This window comes from Lysinibacillus sp. A1, assembly GCF_000801965.1.
Classification (GTDB): domain Bacteria; phylum Bacillota; class Bacilli; order Bacillales_A; family Planococcaceae; genus Lysinibacillus; species Lysinibacillus fusiformis.
In genome coordinates this window covers 112,558-131,372 of the sequence record NZ_JSZM01000011.1, presented here as the reverse complement: position 1 = coordinate 131,372, position 18,815 = coordinate 112,558, and the positions used below count along the sequence as shown (strand labels likewise).

Sequence of the window (18,815 nt, the reverse complement as noted above, 5' to 3'; positions counted from 1 at the left end):
GAAAGTAGGTACGGACATGACGAAATATGAAATATTATTATTTGATGTGGATGATACGTTACTAGATTTTGATTTGGCTGAAAATGCTGCACTTGATCGCATGTTTAAAGAAGAAAACATAGTAGTTACTTCCGAGATGATTGCACGTTACAAAGAAATTAATGAGTCGATGTGGCGAGCTTTTGAGCGTGGAGAGGTAACGAAAAATACATTACATAATACCCGTTTTTCGATTGCTTTAAAGGAATTTGGCATAGAAGTTGATGGCACCTATTTTGAATCACTTTTCCAAAAATATTTGCGTGAGGCCCACCATTATGTTGATGGTGCTTATGAGGTAATCGCTCAGCTAGCCAATCATTATCATTTATATGTAGTATCGAATGGGGTAACCGTTACACAAAATAAACGTCTTGTGGATGCGAATTTAGCGCAATATTTTAAAGGCATTTTTATTTCGGAGCAAACGGGCTATCAAAAGCCTATGCCGGACTTTTTCGATTATGTGTTTGAACGAATTGATAATTTTGATAAAGAAAAAGCGTTAATTATTGGTGATTCTTTGACATCCGATATAAAGGGTGGTATACAGTCCGGTATCGATACTTGTTGGTTTAATATCCGCAACGTTGAAAACACAAGTGGCATTGAACCGCATTATGAAATTAAGAAATTGCAGGATTTACATGACTTACTGAATCAAAAAGTAGCACTATAAGTAATCATCATGCACCTTCATCGTTTTTTAGACAGAGAGGTGCTTTTTTTTGCTCATTTTTTTGAACAGGTCATGCAGGTATAAAAAACCGAGGAAAGGGCAAAACCATTTATGAGACTAGTTTCCATGAAAGGGGAAATATTCGATGAATACGGTTTTAACAGCCAATAAACGCCAAAAAGGGCGTCAATCCTCATTAACACAGCTTCGACAAAACGGTGCCATTCCAGGTGTTGTCTATGGCTTTCAAATGGAATCAACAGCCATTACATTAGACGCAAGAGTATTTGCGAAATTGCTTGCAGTGCATGGTACAAAAAGTGTTTTTCAATTAGATGTTGATGGAAAGCGTATTAATGCTGTTTTATCAGAAGTTCAGCGTTGTGCTTTAAAGGGGAATATTAAACATGTTGATTTTAAATCGATCAATATGTCAGAAGAGCTGGAAGTAGAAATTCCAGTAACCGTAATCGGTGATGCCATCGGAGTAGCAGATGGAGGCTTCCTCTTACAGCCTAATCGTGAGGTTCGTATTAAAGTGAAGCCAACAGAAATTCCCGAAACAATCGAAATCGATGTCACGAATGTAGCAATTGGGACGTCCCTATACGTGGGAGATATACGTCAACAATTTTCATTTGAAATTTTACAAGAAGATGACTATACACTGGTGACGATTACACCACCATCTGCTGAAAATGTTCAAGAAGATGACACAGTGGACGATACGCCTGAAGTGATTGAAGCGACAGGTCAAAATACGTCTGAGCCAGAAGCATAGCGTGAAACAAGGAGCCATTTCCAAACATGGCTCCTTGTTATTTCTCTAAAAAAAGACAATGCATTCTTTGCATTGTCAGAAAGCTTAAATGACGGCGCTTTTCACGCCCGTCCATCTCATAAATAATTTTTCGTTATAAGTTAAGGCAAATTGTACAATTGGTCCAAGTCCAAAGGCCATAATCACCGTACCAATGCCGATAGGACCACCAAGTAAGAAGCCAAGTACAGCGACCGTAACTTCCATGGTTGTACGGGAACGTGTGACGCTCCAGCCAAGTTTATGAACCATCATTAGCATTAAGGTATCGCGAGGACCAATTCCTAAATTAGCCACCATATACATACCACAGCCCCAGCCTAGTAATACTAACCCTGTTAGGTAAGAAACCAGTTGCATCCAAAAGCCATCGATATCAGGTAGCCAATAATTAAAAATATCAATGAAGATGCCAGCTAAAAACATATCGATAAAAGTTCCTGGCAATGGGAATTTTTTTGTTATTAGCATATCAAACGCTAAAATAGCCAGTCCTAAAATGATGGACCATGAACCGATTGTTAGCCCGAGTGTGTTAGTTAAGCCAATATGTAAAACATCCCAAGAGCCTACGCCAAAAAGCTGCCCTTTAATGGTTAATGTGATGCCAAAAGATAGCACGATAATGCCTGTTATGAAAAATAAACAGCGCGTAAAAAAAGCTTGTTTCATTTTTTAACCCTCATTCATCCGTAAATTCCTGTTGTCCATCCCATTATTATAACAAGAGATTTGTAATTTGCCCGAAGTTTGTCATTTCACATTTTTCAAAAAAAACAGTTTAGCTTTAGGTGGAAAGGGCAAAATATAGGTATAGAAGAAAGGATGAGATGAATGACTTCTGTACGCGAAGAAATTTTAGAAGTTTTGAACCGTGAAAAAATTGGAACGATGGCTACTGTAGAAAACGGGAAACCTTATTCGCGCTATATGACGTTCCAACATGAGGATTTTGTTTTATATACTGTGACAAATAAGCATTCTGAGAAAATGGAGGAGCTCCGTAAAAATCCATATACCCATATTTTATATGGCTATGAAAATGGGGGCTTTGGTGATTCCTATGTGGAGATAGAGGGCAAGCTCACTGAAGTACACGAAGAAGGAATTAAAAATAAAATTGCAGAAATTTTTACGAGTATTTTTATTGGCAATCAGGATGAAATGGTGACCTTAAAAATTGAACCTATTCGTATGCGTTTGATGAATAAAAAAGGACAACCACCAAAAGAGCTAGAATTTTCGAGCGACCATTAAACAATGGTCGTTTTTTACTGACTTGACGATTAATAGTTGCAATGATAGACAACTTTCAGGCATGATAGTTCTTAAAAGAAAAAGGAGTATAGGCTATGACGACAAAATTACAACAATTAACGCAAAATATTTTATCATCTCAAGGTAAATTAGAGGCAGATTTTATTCTTAAAAATGCACAAGTTGCCGATGTCTTTACATTAACGTGGAAGAAAGCGGACATTGTTGTGAAGAATGGCATGATTGTGGCACTTGATACTAACAACAGATTTCATGCAAAAGTGGTAGAGGATGCAGCGGGGAGCTACGTCATTCCTGGATTAATAGATGGCCATATACATATTGAATCTTCCATGCTAACACCGGGGGAGTTCAGTCGTGTCTTAATTCCTCATGGTATTACAACCGTGATTACAGATCCACATGAGATCGCAAACGTAGCAGGAGCAGAAGGAATCCAATTTATGCTGGATGATGCTCAAAAAGCTGATATGGATATTTTTGTGATGCTTCCTTCAAGTGTACCAGGGACACAGTTTGAAAACGCTGGCGCAACATTAACAGCCCAAGATTTGGAGCCATTTCTGCACCATGAACAAGTTCGTGGCTTAGCGGAGGTTATGGATTTCCCAGCCGTGTTAAATGGAAAAGAGGGAATGCTTCAAAAAATTTTATTATCAAAGGAAGCAAATCTAGTTATTGATGGGCATTGTGCGGGCTTACAAAGTGAGCAAATTACAGGCTATCGGGCTGCAGGTATTCAGACGGATCATGAATGTGTGACAGCTGAAGAAGCCATTGACCGTGTAGAGCAGGGGATGTATGTCCTGATTCGAGAGGGATCAGCAGCGAAGAATTTACGTGATTTATTACCGGCTGTTCAGCCACACACTGCACGTCGCTTTGGTTTTTGTACGGATGATAAATATGTGGATGAGCTGATTGATGAAGGTAGCATCAATTACGATGTTGCGATGGCAATAGAGGAAGGGATGACACCATTGCAGGCAATCCAGCTAGCAACCGTGAACACAGCAGAATGCTATCGTTTATTTGATCGAGGGGTACTGGCACCAGGCTATAAAGCTGATTTTGTGCGTATAGATGATTTATCGACGATGCAGGCAAAAGCAGTTTGGAAGAATGGTCATAAAGTTGCTGAAAATGGCAACATGCTGACAAATCGTCAGGAGACAATAGTTCCTGCCCATATTCATCACTCTGTTCATTTACCTAGCATCACAAAGGATAGACTACAACTATCATTCACCAAGGGAACGAAGGCGAATGTGATGGAAATTGTGCCGAATCAGCTAATTACCAATCATTTAGTCATAGATGTACCTGTGAAAGACGGCGTATTTGTCCCATCGGTAGAGGAGGATTTATTGAAATTAGCGGTTATCGAACGCCATCATCAATTGCATACGACAGGCTTAGGCATTGTGAAAGGATTTGGGTTACAAAAAGGCGCAGTAGCTACTACAGTAGCCCATGATTCACATAATGCTCTTGTCGTAGGCACAAATGATGAGGATATGGTTCTGGCACTTTCCCGCATTCAGGAAATCCAAGGTGGCTTCGTTATTGTAGCCGACGGTGAAATTCTCGCGGAGATGCCTTTAACAATTGGGGGCTTAATGACAGATGTACCAGCACAGCAGGCGAAGGAACAGCTAGCTGGCTTACACGGTGCTTTAAAGAAGCTCAACCCAACTTTAGATTTTCATTTTCTACTGACATTCTCTTTTGTAGCATTACCAGTAATTCCTGCTTTAAAATTAACAGATACAGGGTTATTTGATGTAACAACCTTCCAGCATATAGCAGTGGAAGCATAGAAAAAAACGACCTAGTTGCAGAGCGATTAGGTCTTTTTTTTTCGCTTAAAATTGTCTAGTAACAAAGGTTAATGATTAGTATCGGAAGAAGAGTCCTTAATGATAGACTGTTTATAGATACTTTGAGATAGACAGCTGTACCATTTTGATCAGACACTAGTGCATCTATCGAAGGGCACTTTACAAACAGAGAGGAAGCAGGACATGAGAAGTAGAAAAGGCTTAGTCATTAGTTTATCGGTGATAGCTGTAATGTGGATTTTACATACAACGTCTAAAAATTTTATGGTCGATCCGACATTTTCGACATTTCTTTCGAACAAGGAAATAGAACTTCCGAATGCAAAATTATGGATTGTCATGATCCAACTACATATTGCTTTAGCCATTATTGCTTTAATGACTGGGCCATTAGGTCTTTCGAGAGCGTTGAGAATGAAAAACCCTCACCTACACCGCTGGAATGGTCGAATCTACGTAATGGTGATTGTATTTAATATACTTCCAGGCTATTATGTAGCGCTCTACGCAAATGGGGGTATATGGAGTACGATTGGTTTCTTCATTTTAAATACACTCTGGTTGCATACGACGATAAACGGTTATCGCTTTATAAGAAAAGGACAAGTTCATCGTCATCGGAGCTGGATGCTAAGAAGCTTTTTCTTAACGTTTGCTAATCTAACTATTTACATACTTGTGACGATATTGCATTATGTAGCGGGTCTTCCATATGGATTTTCGTATTCATTAGGAGTGTGGTTAGCCTTTATCATTAATTTAGTATTAGCAGAGATTGTGATTAGAAAATCGACCATTTAACGTCGTTTCAAAAAAAATTTTAGAAATTATCGTGAAAAGGGAGAAGATATGAAAAAATGGATTTTATTTTTTTTGATTATAGCTGCTGTGATGATCATTTTAACGACGATTGATACAGAAACAAAACAGGATAGGACAATATTTGTAGACAGCAATGGAGATGATACCAATAATGGTACAAAATTAAGCCCATACCGAACACTAAAAAAGGCGGCATTAGAAGCGGAAGCAGGGACAACCGTATTGATACGGAAAGGCATTTATAAGGAAAAGCTTGCTGTTATACATAGTGGTACAAAATTAAACCCCGTTATTTTCAAGGCGTATGAAAATGAAGAAGTTATTCTTAGTGGAGAGTCGATGGAAAATACTGACGATGATGCAACTCTTGTAACGATAAAGAATAAAAATTACATTACCATTAGTGGATTCACGATCCAGGATTTAACGACGGAACAACTAGATGAAACAGTGATGGGAATCTATGTAACAGGCTCCAGTAGCCATATTACCGTAGCGAATAATCATGTGAAAAGGATAAAAACCTTTGCCGAGGATGGAAATGGCCATGGTATCGCTGTCTATGGAACAGGTTCAATGAGAGATATAAATATTGTAGGTAATACAGTGGAAGATTTAATAGTAGGTGCAAGTGAATCGATGGTCATGAATGGGAACATTGATGGATTTACAATAGAAAATAATGTAGTTCGTCGAAGCAATAATATCGGAATTGATCTGATTGGGTTTGAAGGAATTTCAAATGATAAAAAATTGGACTATGTACGAAACGGTGTTGTAAAAAATAATCAAGTTTATGAAATTTCCTCCTATGGTAATCCAGCATATGGCGAGAATTATTCTGCTGGGGGAATATATGTCGATGGTGGAAAGAATATAACGATTGAGAACAATACTCTTTATAAGAATGATATCGGAATTGAAGTAACATCCGAACATGCAAATAAGTATGCAGATAATATAAAAGTACTAAATAATACAGTATATAATAATTTTTTCACTGGAATATCGATTGGTGGGTATGATAAAGAGAGAGGAGGGACGAAAAATTCAATTATCTCTCACAATATTATTTACCGTAATGATACGATGGAATTAAATGGAGGTCAGCTTTTATTACAGCATGATACTCAGAATAATGTTATCGAAAAAAATATACTAACAGCTGGATCTTCTCGAATATTTATAGCCAACTATTTTACTAGTAATAAAAATAATAAATTGGCGAGGAATGTGTTTCATCAAGAAAAAGGGCAGGATGGTATTTGGATATGGAAGGATACCGAGTATGATTCGTTTAAAAAGTTTAAAATCGCTTCCAATAGTGATGCGACAACTAGTTATCTAGATCCTCAATATAAAAACATGGACAAATTTGATTTTAGACTTGAAAAAGATTCACCTGCGGAACATATAGTGAAGTAAAAAATACGAAGGCTAAGGCTAAAAAGATGCTTGAGTTGTCAAGAAAATCATCTTTAGGTAATTCGTAGAAGCTCGTCTAACTTTTTTCTCTACTTACGGAGGTTAATGATGATGAAAATAATGAAGAAAACAGCCAAGTTTGTGGGAATATTGCTAGCTATATTGGTTTTGATCATAGGGTTTGGTTATGCTTTTCTTGAGATCAATCCATTTGGCAATAAACCAGGTAAGCCAGTTGCCGATATTGAACGAAAGGTCGAAATTTGGGGAGAAGAAGTTGCAGGTAATCATTCTGGAAGCAAGCTAGACGATATGAATATTAAAGGCAATCCTAATAGACTGCTAGCTACATTTAAATTTATCCGTCATATTGTAGGAGAAGACTATCAAGATAATGAGGCTGCCATTGATACGTTTACATATGTCCATGAAATAGAGGGAGGCTATGAAAAGTCTACCTATGAGGATGAGCCCTATTTGATTCCATATACGGTGTCAAACAGTGATAGTGCGGTCATTGTGATTCCAGGTGGTGGCTATGGCTTTAAGGAAATGGATGGCGGCACTACTGAAGGAAAAGATATCGCTGATTCATTAAATAAGGCAGGTATCAACGCGTTCGTTCTACACTATCGTTCTAATCCCTATGAATGGCCCATTCCCCAATTAGATGTGCAGCGTGCTGTCCGTTATCTACGCTACCATGCAAATGATTATGGTATACACCCTAATAAAATTGGGTTGATAGGCTTTAGTGCAGGTGGTTTTCAAACAGGAAGTTTTATCAATCTCATTCAGGGAGAAAAACGGCTTCCAAAAAATTATCAGCTTGATGCTATCGATGCAGTTGATGACCAAGTAACAACTGCAGCTATGATTTACCCAGCATTGACGTACCGCTATAATGTCCCGATGCTCTTTGCATCTTTTGATGATCAAGTGGTTAGAGATCCAGAAGAACGAGAAGAGCTTTTGCATAAGACTGATCTATCCAAGCATTTCAGAACGGCTCATATCCCCCAATTTATTGCTTATGGAACGAAGGATTCAGCTGTAGGGGTAAAAGGACCTCAGGAATATATTCAGTCCGCACGAACTGCAGATGCGGATGTCACTGTAATTGTAGCAGAAGGTCAGAATCATGGCTTTAAGCAGCAATACTATATGCGTGAGTATCTTGAATGGGTAAAGAAAATTTTTGATTCATTATAATGTGATGGTTTGTTCATTAGGAAGGTAGTTCTTAACCCATTTAAAAAATCCTTTTTCTGAAGGTTTCCATGATGTAATTCCCATGCTAGTCACTTCTCTATAATCGGTTTTTTCGATTCATTTTATCGAAATAATCATCTTTATCGATTTGTGAAATCATAATAAGATATAACTATTCGGGAACAATACTAAAAAACTTTAAGGAAGAAGGGATCACCAACATGTCAATAGCCGTTATTTATGGTGGAAATCGTCCGAATGGCAATACAGAAACGTTAACAAAATTAGTCACTCAAGATTTAAAAGTTGAAGAAATTTATCTTAAGGATTATTCAATTCAACCTATAATAGATAAACGCCATACAGAGGAAGGTTTTTCTACAGTCAATGATGATTATAATTCCATCATTGAACGTATACTTCCGCATGATATTCTACTATTTTCTACACCTATTTATTGGTATAGCATGACAGGGCCGATGAAAAACTTTATTGATCGATGGTCACAAACTTTAAGAGATTCAAATTACCCGCATTTCAAGGAAAACATGTCTTCTAAAAAAGCGTATGTCATTGCAGTTGGTGGTGATATGCCCTATATAAAAGGGTTACCAATGATCCAGCAGTTTCAACACATCTTTGACTTTATGGGGACATCATTTGAAGGATATATTTTAGGAGAAGGAAATAAACCAGGAGATATAGTCCGAGATTTAAAAGCGATGTCAGCTGCTGAATGTCTTAGAAAAGAACTACAATAGCGTGAGATGAAAAAGGGATTTGGACGATAACGTTTCCAAATCCTTTTCTGTTTATTGAACCTCCTTTGGTTGAAAAGTTGTTCACTTTTGCTGAGCTAGTGTAAACTGGATTTACTATCGATAAAAGTGAATGATTTATAAAGATATATCGAAAAAAATGATTAAGAGGGGTGCGGAAATGGATATAAAGCAGCTTCAAACATTTTTAACAGCAGCAGACACATTAAGCTTTACACAAACGGCACAGCGACTAGACTACGCTCAATCAAGTATTACTGCGCAAATTAAAACATTGGAACAAGAGTTAGGGGTTATACTTTTTGAGAGGCTTGGGAAGCGGATCATTTTAACAGAGGAAGGCAAGCGTTTCCAACAGTATGCTGAAAAAATGCTAGAGCTAGATCGTGAAATGAAAAAGGCGATGTCCAATGAACAAGAACAAGTAGTGTTAAAAGTAGGGGCACAGGAAAGTCAATGTGTTTATCGACTACCAAGCATTTTGCAGCAATTTCAACAGGCGCAACCCCATGTGAAAATTATATTTAAGCCTGTGCATACGACTGACATTGCCAAGGAGTTATTGCAATCAGGTAAGTTAGATGTGGCCTTTATTACAGATACATATCAGGAAACAGCGATGCTACATCGAGAACGTTTACTCGAAGAACAGCTTATTTTTGTGAGTGCCTCGAAAGCTAGCAGGGAGCCTCTCGTCGCTTCTCATCTTTCAACAGAAACCATGCTACTAACGGAAACGGGGTGCTCCTATCGCAATCATTTAGAAGCACAGCTACAGCAGGAAAATATTTTGCCTCTACAAATGATAGAGTTTGCGAGTATAGAAGCGATTAAGCAATGTGTGATGGCTGGTTTAGGTATTACATTTTTACCGAGAATGGTCGTAGAAAAGGAATTAGCAAATGGACAATTAGAGGAGATTCACTCGACAATCAACTTAGCACCAATCTTTACAGACATTGCTTGGCATAAAGATAAACATATGCAGCCGTGCCTTGTAGATTTTATTACCATAGCCAAGGAGCAATATAAAATTTTTGGTGTTCAAAAAAGAGCCTGAACGAATCAGACTCTCTTGTGTACTATTGTTGTTTTAGCGTACCAGAATAATTGGTGCCTTCACTACGTTCTGCACGACAATCCACTTCTGTAACTTTCAGCGCATTATTCGTTAATCGCTCTAGCTCAACGACACAACGATTGCCGTTTGAGGACTTATTCATTAATGCCTTATTCGAACTTGTTATCGTGGCAGTACCGTTGACTTTCCCTGTAGCTGTCCCATCATTCGCAGTTAAAGCAATGGAAAAGCTATTGCTTGTGGCGTTTGAAATGATTGCATCTCGACGGTTAAAGTCATTTGTTCCTTTACCCCATTTATAATAATACGTATAAACGCCTTCCCAAGCACTCTTGCTAGGTGTAGTTTGTTGCATTGATTTATCCAGCTGATTTTGGGCATTTTTTGCACGAGTGTTTAACGATAATTTGTTGGCATTGTCATGAATGGCTTGTGCATCCCCAGAAATTTCATAAAAATTTCGTTCATCCATGCGATACAGCATTGTCACAACCTGTGCTCGTGTCATATTGTTGGTCACACCATAAAACTTTTGTAAATTACGGTCTTCATACTGTGGATTTTGTCCAGAAGAAATATAGTAATCAAGTAAAAATTGGATAGATGAATCTAATCCTTTTTTGCCACTAGCTAAATGAGTAATAGCCTGTGCCACGACACCACGTTTCACGGTAGCAGCTCGTAGTCGATTATCGAAATAGCCGTTTAAGGGGACACCATAGCTAGCAAGCTGGTTATAAAATTCATCGGACCAGATGGCAGAAGGGGTCTGTTTTTTTAATTCATCAATGGGAGATTCAAGCTCGTAAAAAATAGCTAAAAGTTTAGCTAATTGCTGCTCGGTAATAGTAGCATTCGGTTTAAATGTACCATCTGCAAAACCATTCACAATATCATATTCTTCTGCCCATAAGATAGCTTCATAGGCATAATGATCCTCTGACACATCTTTAAAACCAGCAGCTTGTACATTGCTCGCACTGCCTACGATAAGAATGGAAAATAATAATATACCTATTAATTTTTTCATTTGTCATCTTCATCCTTTCCTGCTCGATATGTTAATAGTTTGCAGGAAATGGATAAAAACTGCAAATTTTTCTTAATAAAAAAATAATCGCTACCCACTACAGGGGAAGCGATTATTTAGTGTTATTTATTGGGCAGTATAGCCACCATCCACCGTTAATGTGTTGCCTGTCATAAATGTTGAATCATCGCAGGCCATGAATAAAACGGCTTTTGCCATTTCCTCTGGTTGACCTAAACGTTGCATAGGTGTTACTTGACGTAATGGCTCTTTGCTTTCTTCAGGAATAATCGGTGTATCAATAAAACCAGGGCAAAGGGCATTGACACGAATGCCGCGCGTAGCAAACTCTAGTGCTAGTGAACGTGTTAAGTTGATAACGCCACCTTTCGCTGCATTGTAGGCTGCAGAACCTGGTGAACCAACCCATCCATACATGGAGGCAGTATTGACAATTGTCCCGCCTTGGGCTTTTAGCATTTCCTTAATGGCAGCCTGTGCCATTAAAAATACACCATCTAAATCCACGTTCACTGTTTGACGCCATTCTGCATAAGGTAATTCCTCAGTTGGCGTTACTCGTCCAATTCCTGCATTATTAAATAGAACATCGACTTTGCCAAATGTCTCTAGTGTTGTTTGATAAATAGCGGCCACTTCATTTTCATCTGTTACATTCGCTTTCATAAAGAGAGCCTCTGCTCCGCCTGCTTGCAGTTGGGCTGCAAACGCTTGGCCTTTTTCTTCATTAAGATCTACAAGTACTACTTTAGCACCTTCTGCTACAAATAATTCAGCAGTTGCTGCTCCAATTCCTGAAGCACCACCTGTAATAATTGCGACTTTATCTTGTAATTTCCCCATATATGACACTCCCATAAAAGTAAATTTTCTTGCACACTGTGTCAATCACGGTGTACTTTTATTGTAAAACTCTATAAAACAGAAACAATCATTAATGTGATGGCAAGTGTCTAACTAGTAGACATATCTATATAAAATGTCTAAAAGGGAGGAAGAAATAGTGACAAAATGGACACAAAGACAGGAAAGAACCCGTCGTCATTTTTATAGCACTTTAGTTGATTTAATTAAAAAACAAGGATTTCAGGCAATTACAGTAAAGGATATTGTAGAACAAGCAGGCTATAATCGTAGTACTTTTTATGTGCATTTTCAGGATAAATTTGAGCTAGCAGAAAATTTGCTAGAGCAGATGTTGAATGGACTAGAACAAGCAGTGGGGGAACCCTATCTATTTGGGGAAAAAGTGTACACAACGAAGCTCAAAGCTCCTTCATTTAATATTATTCATTACATTTATCAGAATCGTACATTTTTTGAGCTATTAAATTTTGAAGATACGATTCCTGGATTGCATACGCGCATGCCTTTGACAATTACGAAAATTTATCAAGAGCAATTTAACTTTGAGACCATAAACCATCAACCGGTGAATATGGATATGTTCAAACATTATACCTCTTATGGCTTCTACGGATTAATGATGCAATGGATTGCAAGCGGCTATGAAAAATCAGAAGAAGCTTTAATAACAGACGTCATTGAATTGACTAGAACCCATATTTATGCATTTGAATATATAGGAAAACCGCTAGGAATCAACGATTGACCCGTATTTAATAGCACTATTTTATAAAAAATCTCTAATCATAGCATTAGAGATTTTTTGTTTGGGCGAAAGTAAATTTTCCTCTAGAAAAAAATTTTTTTAAAGAAATTTTCATAAAGTAGTTGAATTATTTTTGTTTTAAGCATATATTTTTCCTAAGGGAAACAAAATATCTCTAAAGAAAGAAGAGTGCGTGAATGAAAGAGTTAGGTGAATTCAAGCTGACGATTCTTCCAATGGTTGTTTTATTACTTCTTACGATTCTTTGGAAACTTACAGAGTCTGTAGGAGCAGGCATAATATTAATCCTTTTCTGGATGAGCTGGCGCCAGTTTATTCGGAAAATTATATAAATAAAGTGGCTGTATGAGAAAGAGCGATGCATGTAATGATGCTAGTCTGACAAGGCGGGCGTAGCCAAAAGATTTAATAAGGCATGTCCGCCACCCCCTTTATAGGTGCAGCATGACTGCTTTTTTTCAAGCAATGGCTAATAAAATGAAAGTAGAGGTAAGTTAATGAAACAATGGTTAGGTGTATTCGTACTATCACTCTCACTTCTGTTATTCGGTTGTTCAACTGAAGCAGATGGAGAAAAAAAAGGAATTGTTGTCGCCACAACAGGACAAATTGCAGATGCTATAAAAGAAATTAGTGGTGATCATTTACAAGTATCGGCATTAATGGGACCAGGGGTTGACCCCCATTTATACAAGGCTACCCAAAGCGATTTATCGAAATTGGATAAGGCCGAAGTTATTTTTTACAATGGTTTACATTTGGAAGGACAGATGCTCGACATTTTTGAACAAATGGCAAAAGATAAAACCGTGCTAGCTGTTGGGGAAACATTAGATACTAAGCAATTACTTGCTAGTGATAGTGATGCCATGCTACATGATCCTCATATATGGTTCGATATTGAGCTTTGGAAGGGAGTTGTCCAAGCAATCAGTTTGCAACTCCAAGAAGAATACCCAGAATTCAAAGAGGATTTTCAACAGAATGAAATGTCTTACTTAAAAAAGCTAGATGAATTACAAAGCTATGCAAAAAAACGTGTCGAAGAAATTCCAGAGCCGCAAAGGATTTTAGTAACTGCCCATGATGCTTTTAATTATTTCGGTCGAAGTCAAGGCTTTGAAGTGCGTGGCTTACAAGGCTTAAGTACAGATTCAGAGTATGGAGTCAAAGACGTTCAGGAAATGGTTGATTTCTTAGTCGCTCATAAAATCAAGGCCATTTTTATCGAGTCTAGTGTATCTGATAAAGCGATGAAGGCGGTTATAGAAGGGGCTAAAGAAAAGGGACATGACATTGTGATCGGCGGAGAACTATTTTCGGATGCAATGGGTGCGGAAGGCACAACAGAAGGTACGTATATAGGGATGTATCAATATAACATCGACACAATTGTCGATGCATTAAAGTAGGTGGATAAAATGGATGCATTAACAGTGGAAAATCTTTCAGTAGCTTATGATAAGAAAACAGTATTGGAAAATGCCTGTGTGACGGTTCCTAAAGGTCATCTAGCTGCAATTATAGGGCCCAATGGTGCCGGGAAATCAACGTTTTTAAAGGCTATATTAAACCAACTTCCTAATAAAGTTGGAAAAGTAGAAATTTTAGGCAAAATCTTTGAGCCAAAAAGTTTAGTAGTTGGGTATGTACCACAGCGAAATGCCGTTGATTGGGATTTCCCGACAAATGCTCTCGATGTTGTGTTAATGGGGAGATATGGCCATACAGGTTTATTTAAAAGACCGACGAAACAGGATAAACTAGTTGCTCGGCAAGCATTAGCAAGTGTAGGGATGCTGGACTTTGCAGAGCGTTCTATAGGTCAGCTTTCGGGTGGACAGCAACAGCGTGTATTCCTAGCAAGAGCTTTAGCACAAAATGCAGATATATATTTCTTAGATGAACCATTTGCTGGGGTCGATGCTGCAACAGAAAAAACGATCATTGATATTTTAAAAGAATTAAAGGCTCAGGGAAAAAGTATTTTTGTTGTGCATCACGACCTTCAAACGGTCAAAGAATATTTTGATTATACAATTCTATTAAACAAAACGATACTAGCATCAGGTGCAACAGAAGATGTTTTTACACCAGAACAATTGCAAAAAACATATGGTGGTAAACTTTTCATGATGCAGCATGCGTAAGGAGGGTTCATGATGATAAGTGGTAACTTATTGTGGGTACTTAGTGGCACTATGTTACTCGGTATAGCTGCAGGCATAACAGGTACCTTCTCCTTCTTGCAAAAACAAAGCTTAGTGGGCGATGCTGCGGCACATGCAGCATTACCAGGCATCGCGCTTGCATTCCTCCTGACAGGACAAAAGGAATTACCAATTTTAATGCTCGGAGCGGGTATTACATCTGCTTTATCTGTGTATTGTATACAATGGATTGTATCTTTTTCAAAGTTGAAGGCGGATGCAGCTATTGGGTTAGTACTGACCGTATTTTTTGGCATCGGTGTTGTGTTTTTAACTATTGTTAACAGAAGTCCCATTGGAAACCAAAGTGGTCTTAATAACTTTATTTTTGGGAAAGCCGCAACGATGACAAAGGCTGATTTAATGTGGCTGTTCATCAGTGCAGCCATAATTATTTTAGTTAGTCTGTTCTTTTATAAGGAATGGAAATTACTCATCTTTGATCCTGTTTATGCAAAAGGAATTGGCTTACCGATTGAGGCCTTAAAGGCTACGCTAACCGTATTAATTGTCATGACGATTGTTACAGGTATCCAAGCTGTAGGTGTAATATTAATGTCAGCTTTATTAATTATTCCTGCGGCAAGCGCCAAACTATGGACGAAAAAACTGAGTACGATGCTCCTGTTGAGTGCAGCGATTGGAGGTATCTCAGGTGTTACAGGTACTTTTATTAGCGCGATTCGAACAGGATTATCAACCGGTCCAATTATCGTTCTAGTGGCGGCAGGTATATTCTTTATCTCCTATTTTATAAGTCCTGCTGGTCAAATTAATAAATATCGTAGAAAAATGCAATTTCGAAAGCAGGGTGATATAGGATGATAGAGTTTTGGGTTGTATTAACTGGCTTATTAGTGGGTGTAACATGTGGGATTGCAGGCGTTTTTCTTATTTTGCGTAAAATGTCTATGATAGCCGATGCCATTAGCCATACTGTACTCTTCGGTATTGTGATGGCCTATATTATTACCCAATCATTGAATGGCTTTTGGATGCTAATAGGTGCAGCAGTTGCGGGTATTTTAACTGCTTATCTCGTTCAATTATTACATTCTTCTGGTATTCAAGAGGATGCAGCGATAGGGGTGGTATTTACATCCTTATTCGCGGCGGGTGTCCTGCTCATTACATTATTTGCAAGTAATGTCCATTTGGATGTAGAGCATGTCTTGATGGGAGAAATTGCTTTCGTTCCATGGGATCGATGGACGGTTTTAGGTTTAGCCATGCCTAAGGCTGTATGGATGCTTTTACTCGTATTAGTGATCAATATTGTATTTTTGCTACTATTCTTTAAGGAAATGAAGCTTGCAACCTTTGACCCTGTCTATGCCGCAACAATTGGTATACCCGTTGTCTTTCTCCACTATGGATTTATGACCTCGATTTCATTTACAACGGTTGCAGCATTTGATAGCGTAGGAGCCATTTTAGTCGTTGCCATGCTAATTGGACCGGCCGCAACTTCTTATTTAATTAGTAAGACGATTAAGCAAATGTTTACCTACAGCATGCTCTTTGGTGCTGGTGCTTCTGTCATTGGCTATTATTTAGCGAAGCTATGGGATACCTCTATAGCAGGGATGATGGCCACAACCGTAGGCTTATTATTTATTATTACATTAATTAGTCAAAAAATAATCGAGCGCAGAAGAAAAGCGCTTGTGCATAAACTAGAACTATCCTAATAAAAAACATCGTTTGATATTTTCATCAAACGGTGTTTTTTGCTTGAATAATTCAAACTTTTGGATGAGTATTCTTTATAGGAAAAATAGTATACTCTAAAAAAAAGATTGAATTGGGTGGAATGGCATAGACGCTAGTAATATTTTTTTATATCGCTATGTACGAATATTTAAAATTTTGTTACGATAGGTTTTATGACATTGTAAGAACAACGAGGAGAACAGCATGTGGCGAAATCGAAATGTATGGATTATTTTATTAGGTGAATTTGTCGTAGGTCTCGGCTTGTGGGCTGGTATTATTGGAAATCTCGCCTTTATGCAAGAGGTTGTCCCTTCAGACTTTCACAAATCATTAATTATTTCTTGTGGGATTTTAGCGGGCTTGGTCGTAGGGCCTATGGCTGGTCGTATTATTGATCAATCGAAGAAAAAAACGGTTGTACAAATGGCAAGTATTGGGCGAATAGTGAGTGTTTTATTTATGTTTATCGCGCTTTATACCAATTCGGTCGTATGGATGATTTTATTTTTAATTACATTGCAAATAGCAGCTGCCTTTTATATGCCTGCACTGCAATCGATTATTCCAATGATTGCAAAGGAGCAAGACTTAATTACGCTGAATGCTTGGCAAATGAACGCTAGAACTATTTCTAGAATCATCGGCACAGCCGCAGCAGGATTTATGCTAAGCTTTTTTGATTTAAAGTGGTTATATATCATTTCATTGATCGTTTATATCGTCATGTTTGTGATTACTAGTTTATTACAATTAGATGAAACGACGAATGAAACAGTAACGAATAAAGAAAAAGGAAACTTTAAAGAGGTATTACCGATGGTGAAAGAGCATCCAATGGTGCTAATGACATTGGTTCTTATGTTAATTCCAACGTTATTTTTAGGCTCTTTTAATTTAGTCATTATGAAAATCTCGGAAATGCATCAATCTACAACGATATCAGGTTTGTTGTATACAGTGGAAGGTATCGGCTTTATGCTAGGTGCAGCAGGATTAAAAATAATTGCTGATCGAGTGCAAATGGGCACACTCCTCTTTACATTGGCATTTATTATTGGATCTATGGAGCTCTTGCTGTTACTAGCAGATATCAAACTTTTTGCTTTAGTCGCTTTTGGGGTATTTGGCTTTACAGTAGGCTGTTTCTTCCCAACGACTATGGTTATCTTTCAAAAACAGGTCCCAAAACAATTCCATGGACGTTTTTTCTCGTTCCGAAATATGATCGATTCGGTCGTCTTTCAGGTCGTCCTATTATCTACAGGTATGATGCTAGATTTAATCGGCTTAAGTGGGATGGGGCTTGTGTTCGGCATTATTAGTTTAAGCTTAACGACGACATTTTTATTGTATTCTAAAAAGAAGAAAGTCGTTATGCATGCCCTCTAGTCCTATTGAAAGAACATGTTTTTAAAACATGTTCTTTTTTGTGCTTAAACAATCGTTTTCTTCGTAACATTAAGTAATTGACAATGGTAAAATAAAGAATTAAGATTCAACTATTCAATAAATTAATTGAACAGTTGAAAGGTGGTACTCGAAATTGCATGAACGACATTTAAAGGACTTGTTATATCAAGAGTTCGCTAGAATTGGCAAAAGTTTATCAAGTCCTAAACGATTAGAAATACTTGATATTCTCTCTCAAGGTCCAAAGTCTGTTGATGCATTAGCCAAAAGTACAGATATGTCCGTTGCTAATGTGTCTCAGCATTTAAAGACACTATTTAATGCCAGATTAGTAAAGTTTTCAAAGGAAGGTAATTTTGTCATTTACGAATTAGCAGATGAAGTGATTGCTAAATTTTTAACGACATTACATGCACTATCTGAAAAGCAATTGATTCAGGTTCAACAAATAAAAGAAGAATTTTTTAATGAGCATCTTGGCATCGAGGGAGTAACGCTTGCCGATCTCGTAACACGGATGGAGAAGGGTGAAGTGCTATTACTCGATGTTCGACCAAAAGAAGAGTTTGAACAAGCACATATTCCAGGAGCCGTTTCTATGCCTATTGAAGAGTTAGAGGATCAATTAGCTACATTACCAACTCATGTTGACATTGTAGCTTACTGCAGAGGCCCTTATTGCTTAATGTCAGCCGAAGCTGTAAAAATGTTAACAGCAAAAGGGATTAAAGCTTTCCGGCTAGAAGAGGGTGTTTTAGATTGGCAGAGGTTGGCTGGAGAATAACGGAGAGCAAATATGGTGGCAAATAAAATCGTGTG

Annotated in this window: 19 protein-coding genes; 16 read left to right on the top strand and 3 right to left on the bottom strand. The window is 37.8% G+C overall.

Annotated elements, in window-relative coordinates:
• Positions 1–16: 16 nt before the first annotated feature.
• Both PI85_RS08425 and PI85_RS08420 read left to right on the top strand, forming a co-directional pair.
• Positions 17–718, top strand: coding sequence for a YjjG family noncanonical pyrimidine nucleotidase (locus tag PI85_RS08425; RefSeq protein WP_036126693.1), 702 nt, complete (start codon positions 17–19; stop codon positions 716–718).
• Positions 719–863: 145 nt separating this feature from the next.
• Positions 864–1,499: a 50S ribosomal protein L25/general stress protein Ctc gene (locus tag PI85_RS08420; protein WP_036126691.1), complete on the top strand. Its 636-nt coding sequence runs from the start codon at positions 864–866 to the stop codon at positions 1,497–1,499.
• A gap of 84 nt (positions 1,500–1,583) precedes the next feature.
• On the opposite strand, the gene PI85_RS08415 is transcribed toward PI85_RS08420, so the two are convergent.
• The gene (locus tag PI85_RS08415) at positions 1,584–2,210 is read right to left on the bottom strand and encodes a YitT family protein (protein ID WP_025116225.1); all 627 of its coding nucleotides are present in this window, start codon (positions 2,208–2,210) and stop codon (positions 1,584–1,586) included.
• A gap of 162 nt (positions 2,211–2,372) precedes the next feature.
• Here PI85_RS08415 and PI85_RS08410 point away from each other — a divergent pair, with 162 nt between their 5' ends.
• The 7 genes from PI85_RS08410 to PI85_RS08380 all read left to right on the top strand — a co-directional run bounded on the left by PI85_RS08410 (position 2,373) and on the right by PI85_RS08380 (position 9,955).
• Positions 2,373–2,795, top strand: coding sequence for a pyridoxamine 5'-phosphate oxidase family protein (locus PI85_RS08410; protein WP_036126690.1), 423 nt, complete (start codon positions 2,373–2,375; stop codon positions 2,793–2,795).
• A gap of 95 nt (positions 2,796–2,890) precedes the next feature.
• On the top strand, positions 2,891–4,636 hold the full coding sequence (gene ade, locus PI85_RS08405; protein ID WP_036126689.1) for an adenine deaminase: 1,746 nt from the start codon (positions 2,891–2,893) through the stop codon (positions 4,634–4,636).
• Between the two features lie 204 nt (positions 4,637–4,840).
• Positions 4,841–5,458: a DUF2306 domain-containing protein gene (locus PI85_RS08400; protein ID WP_036126688.1), complete on the top strand. Its 618-nt coding sequence runs from the start codon at positions 4,841–4,843 to the stop codon at positions 5,456–5,458.
• 48 nt (positions 5,459–5,506) lie between these two features.
• Positions 5,507–6,904, top strand: a complete 1,398-nt coding sequence (locus tag PI85_RS08395; RefSeq protein WP_036126687.1) for a right-handed parallel beta-helix repeat-containing protein — start codon at positions 5,507–5,509, stop codon at positions 6,902–6,904.
• Positions 6,905–7,012: 108 nt separating this feature from the next.
• Positions 7,013–8,116 carry an alpha/beta hydrolase gene (locus PI85_RS08390; RefSeq protein ID WP_235318470.1) on the top strand — a complete coding sequence of 368 codons (1,104 nt, stop codon included), beginning with the start codon at positions 7,013–7,015 and terminating at the stop codon, positions 8,114–8,116.
• A 221-nt stretch (positions 8,117–8,337) separates the two neighbouring features.
• Entirely contained in the window at positions 8,338–8,877 is a 540-nt protein-coding gene (locus PI85_RS08385) for a flavodoxin family protein (protein ID WP_036126686.1), read from the top strand.
• 178 nt (positions 8,878–9,055) lie between these two features.
• Positions 9,056–9,955 carry a LysR family transcriptional regulator gene (locus PI85_RS08380; RefSeq protein ID WP_036126685.1) on the top strand — a complete coding sequence of 300 codons (900 nt, stop codon included), beginning with the start codon at positions 9,056–9,058 and terminating at the stop codon, positions 9,953–9,955.
• A gap of 22 nt (positions 9,956–9,977) precedes the next feature.
• Here the strand turns inward: PI85_RS08380 and PI85_RS08375 are convergent, their stop codons facing one another.
• Both PI85_RS08375 and PI85_RS08370 read right to left on the bottom strand, forming a co-directional pair.
• Positions 9,978–11,006, bottom strand: coding sequence for an S-layer homology domain-containing protein (locus PI85_RS08375; RefSeq protein WP_036126684.1), 1,029 nt, complete (start codon positions 11,004–11,006; stop codon positions 9,978–9,980).
• A 126-nt stretch (positions 11,007–11,132) separates the two neighbouring features.
• On the bottom strand, positions 11,133–11,870 hold the full coding sequence (locus PI85_RS08370; protein ID WP_036126683.1) for an SDR family NAD(P)-dependent oxidoreductase: 738 nt from the start codon (positions 11,868–11,870) through the stop codon (positions 11,133–11,135).
• Between the two features lie 136 nt (positions 11,871–12,006).
• Between PI85_RS08370 and PI85_RS08365 the strand changes: the two genes are divergently transcribed.
• The 7 genes from PI85_RS08365 (at position 12,007) to PI85_RS08335 (ending at position 18,780) form a co-directional block, all read left to right on the top strand.
• Positions 12,007–12,639 (top strand): TetR/AcrR family transcriptional regulator, encoded by a 633-nt coding sequence (locus PI85_RS08365; RefSeq protein ID WP_042737450.1) that lies wholly within the window; start codon positions 12,007–12,009, stop codon positions 12,637–12,639.
• Positions 12,640–13,157: 518 nt separating this feature from the next.
• Positions 13,158–14,072, top strand: a complete 915-nt coding sequence (locus PI85_RS08360; protein ID WP_039391594.1) for a metal ABC transporter solute-binding protein, Zn/Mn family — start codon at positions 13,158–13,160, stop codon at positions 14,070–14,072.
• Positions 14,073–14,081: 9 nt separating this feature from the next.
• Positions 14,082–14,810, top strand: a complete 729-nt coding sequence (locus PI85_RS08355) for a metal ABC transporter ATP-binding protein (protein ID WP_025116239.1) — start codon at positions 14,082–14,084, stop codon at positions 14,808–14,810.
• 9 nt (positions 14,811–14,819) lie between these two features.
• Positions 14,820–15,695 (top strand): metal ABC transporter permease, encoded by an 876-nt coding sequence (locus PI85_RS08350; protein WP_225316146.1) that lies wholly within the window; start codon positions 14,820–14,822, stop codon positions 15,693–15,695.
• Positions 15,692–16,561 (top strand): metal ABC transporter permease, encoded by an 870-nt coding sequence (locus PI85_RS08345; RefSeq protein WP_036126677.1) that lies wholly within the window; start codon positions 15,692–15,694, stop codon positions 16,559–16,561. Before PI85_RS08350 ends, PI85_RS08345 begins: the two co-directional genes overlap by 4 nt.
• Before the next feature lie 226 nt (positions 16,562–16,787).
• Complete coding sequence (locus PI85_RS08340; protein WP_036126674.1) at positions 16,788–17,975, top strand: MFS transporter; 1,188 nt, start codon at positions 16,788–16,790, stop codon at positions 17,973–17,975.
• Positions 17,976–18,129: 154 nt separating this feature from the next.
• Positions 18,130–18,780, top strand: coding sequence for a metalloregulator ArsR/SmtB family transcription factor (locus PI85_RS08335; protein WP_036126672.1), 651 nt, complete (start codon positions 18,130–18,132; stop codon positions 18,778–18,780).
• Positions 18,781–18,815 lie beyond the last annotated feature (35 nt).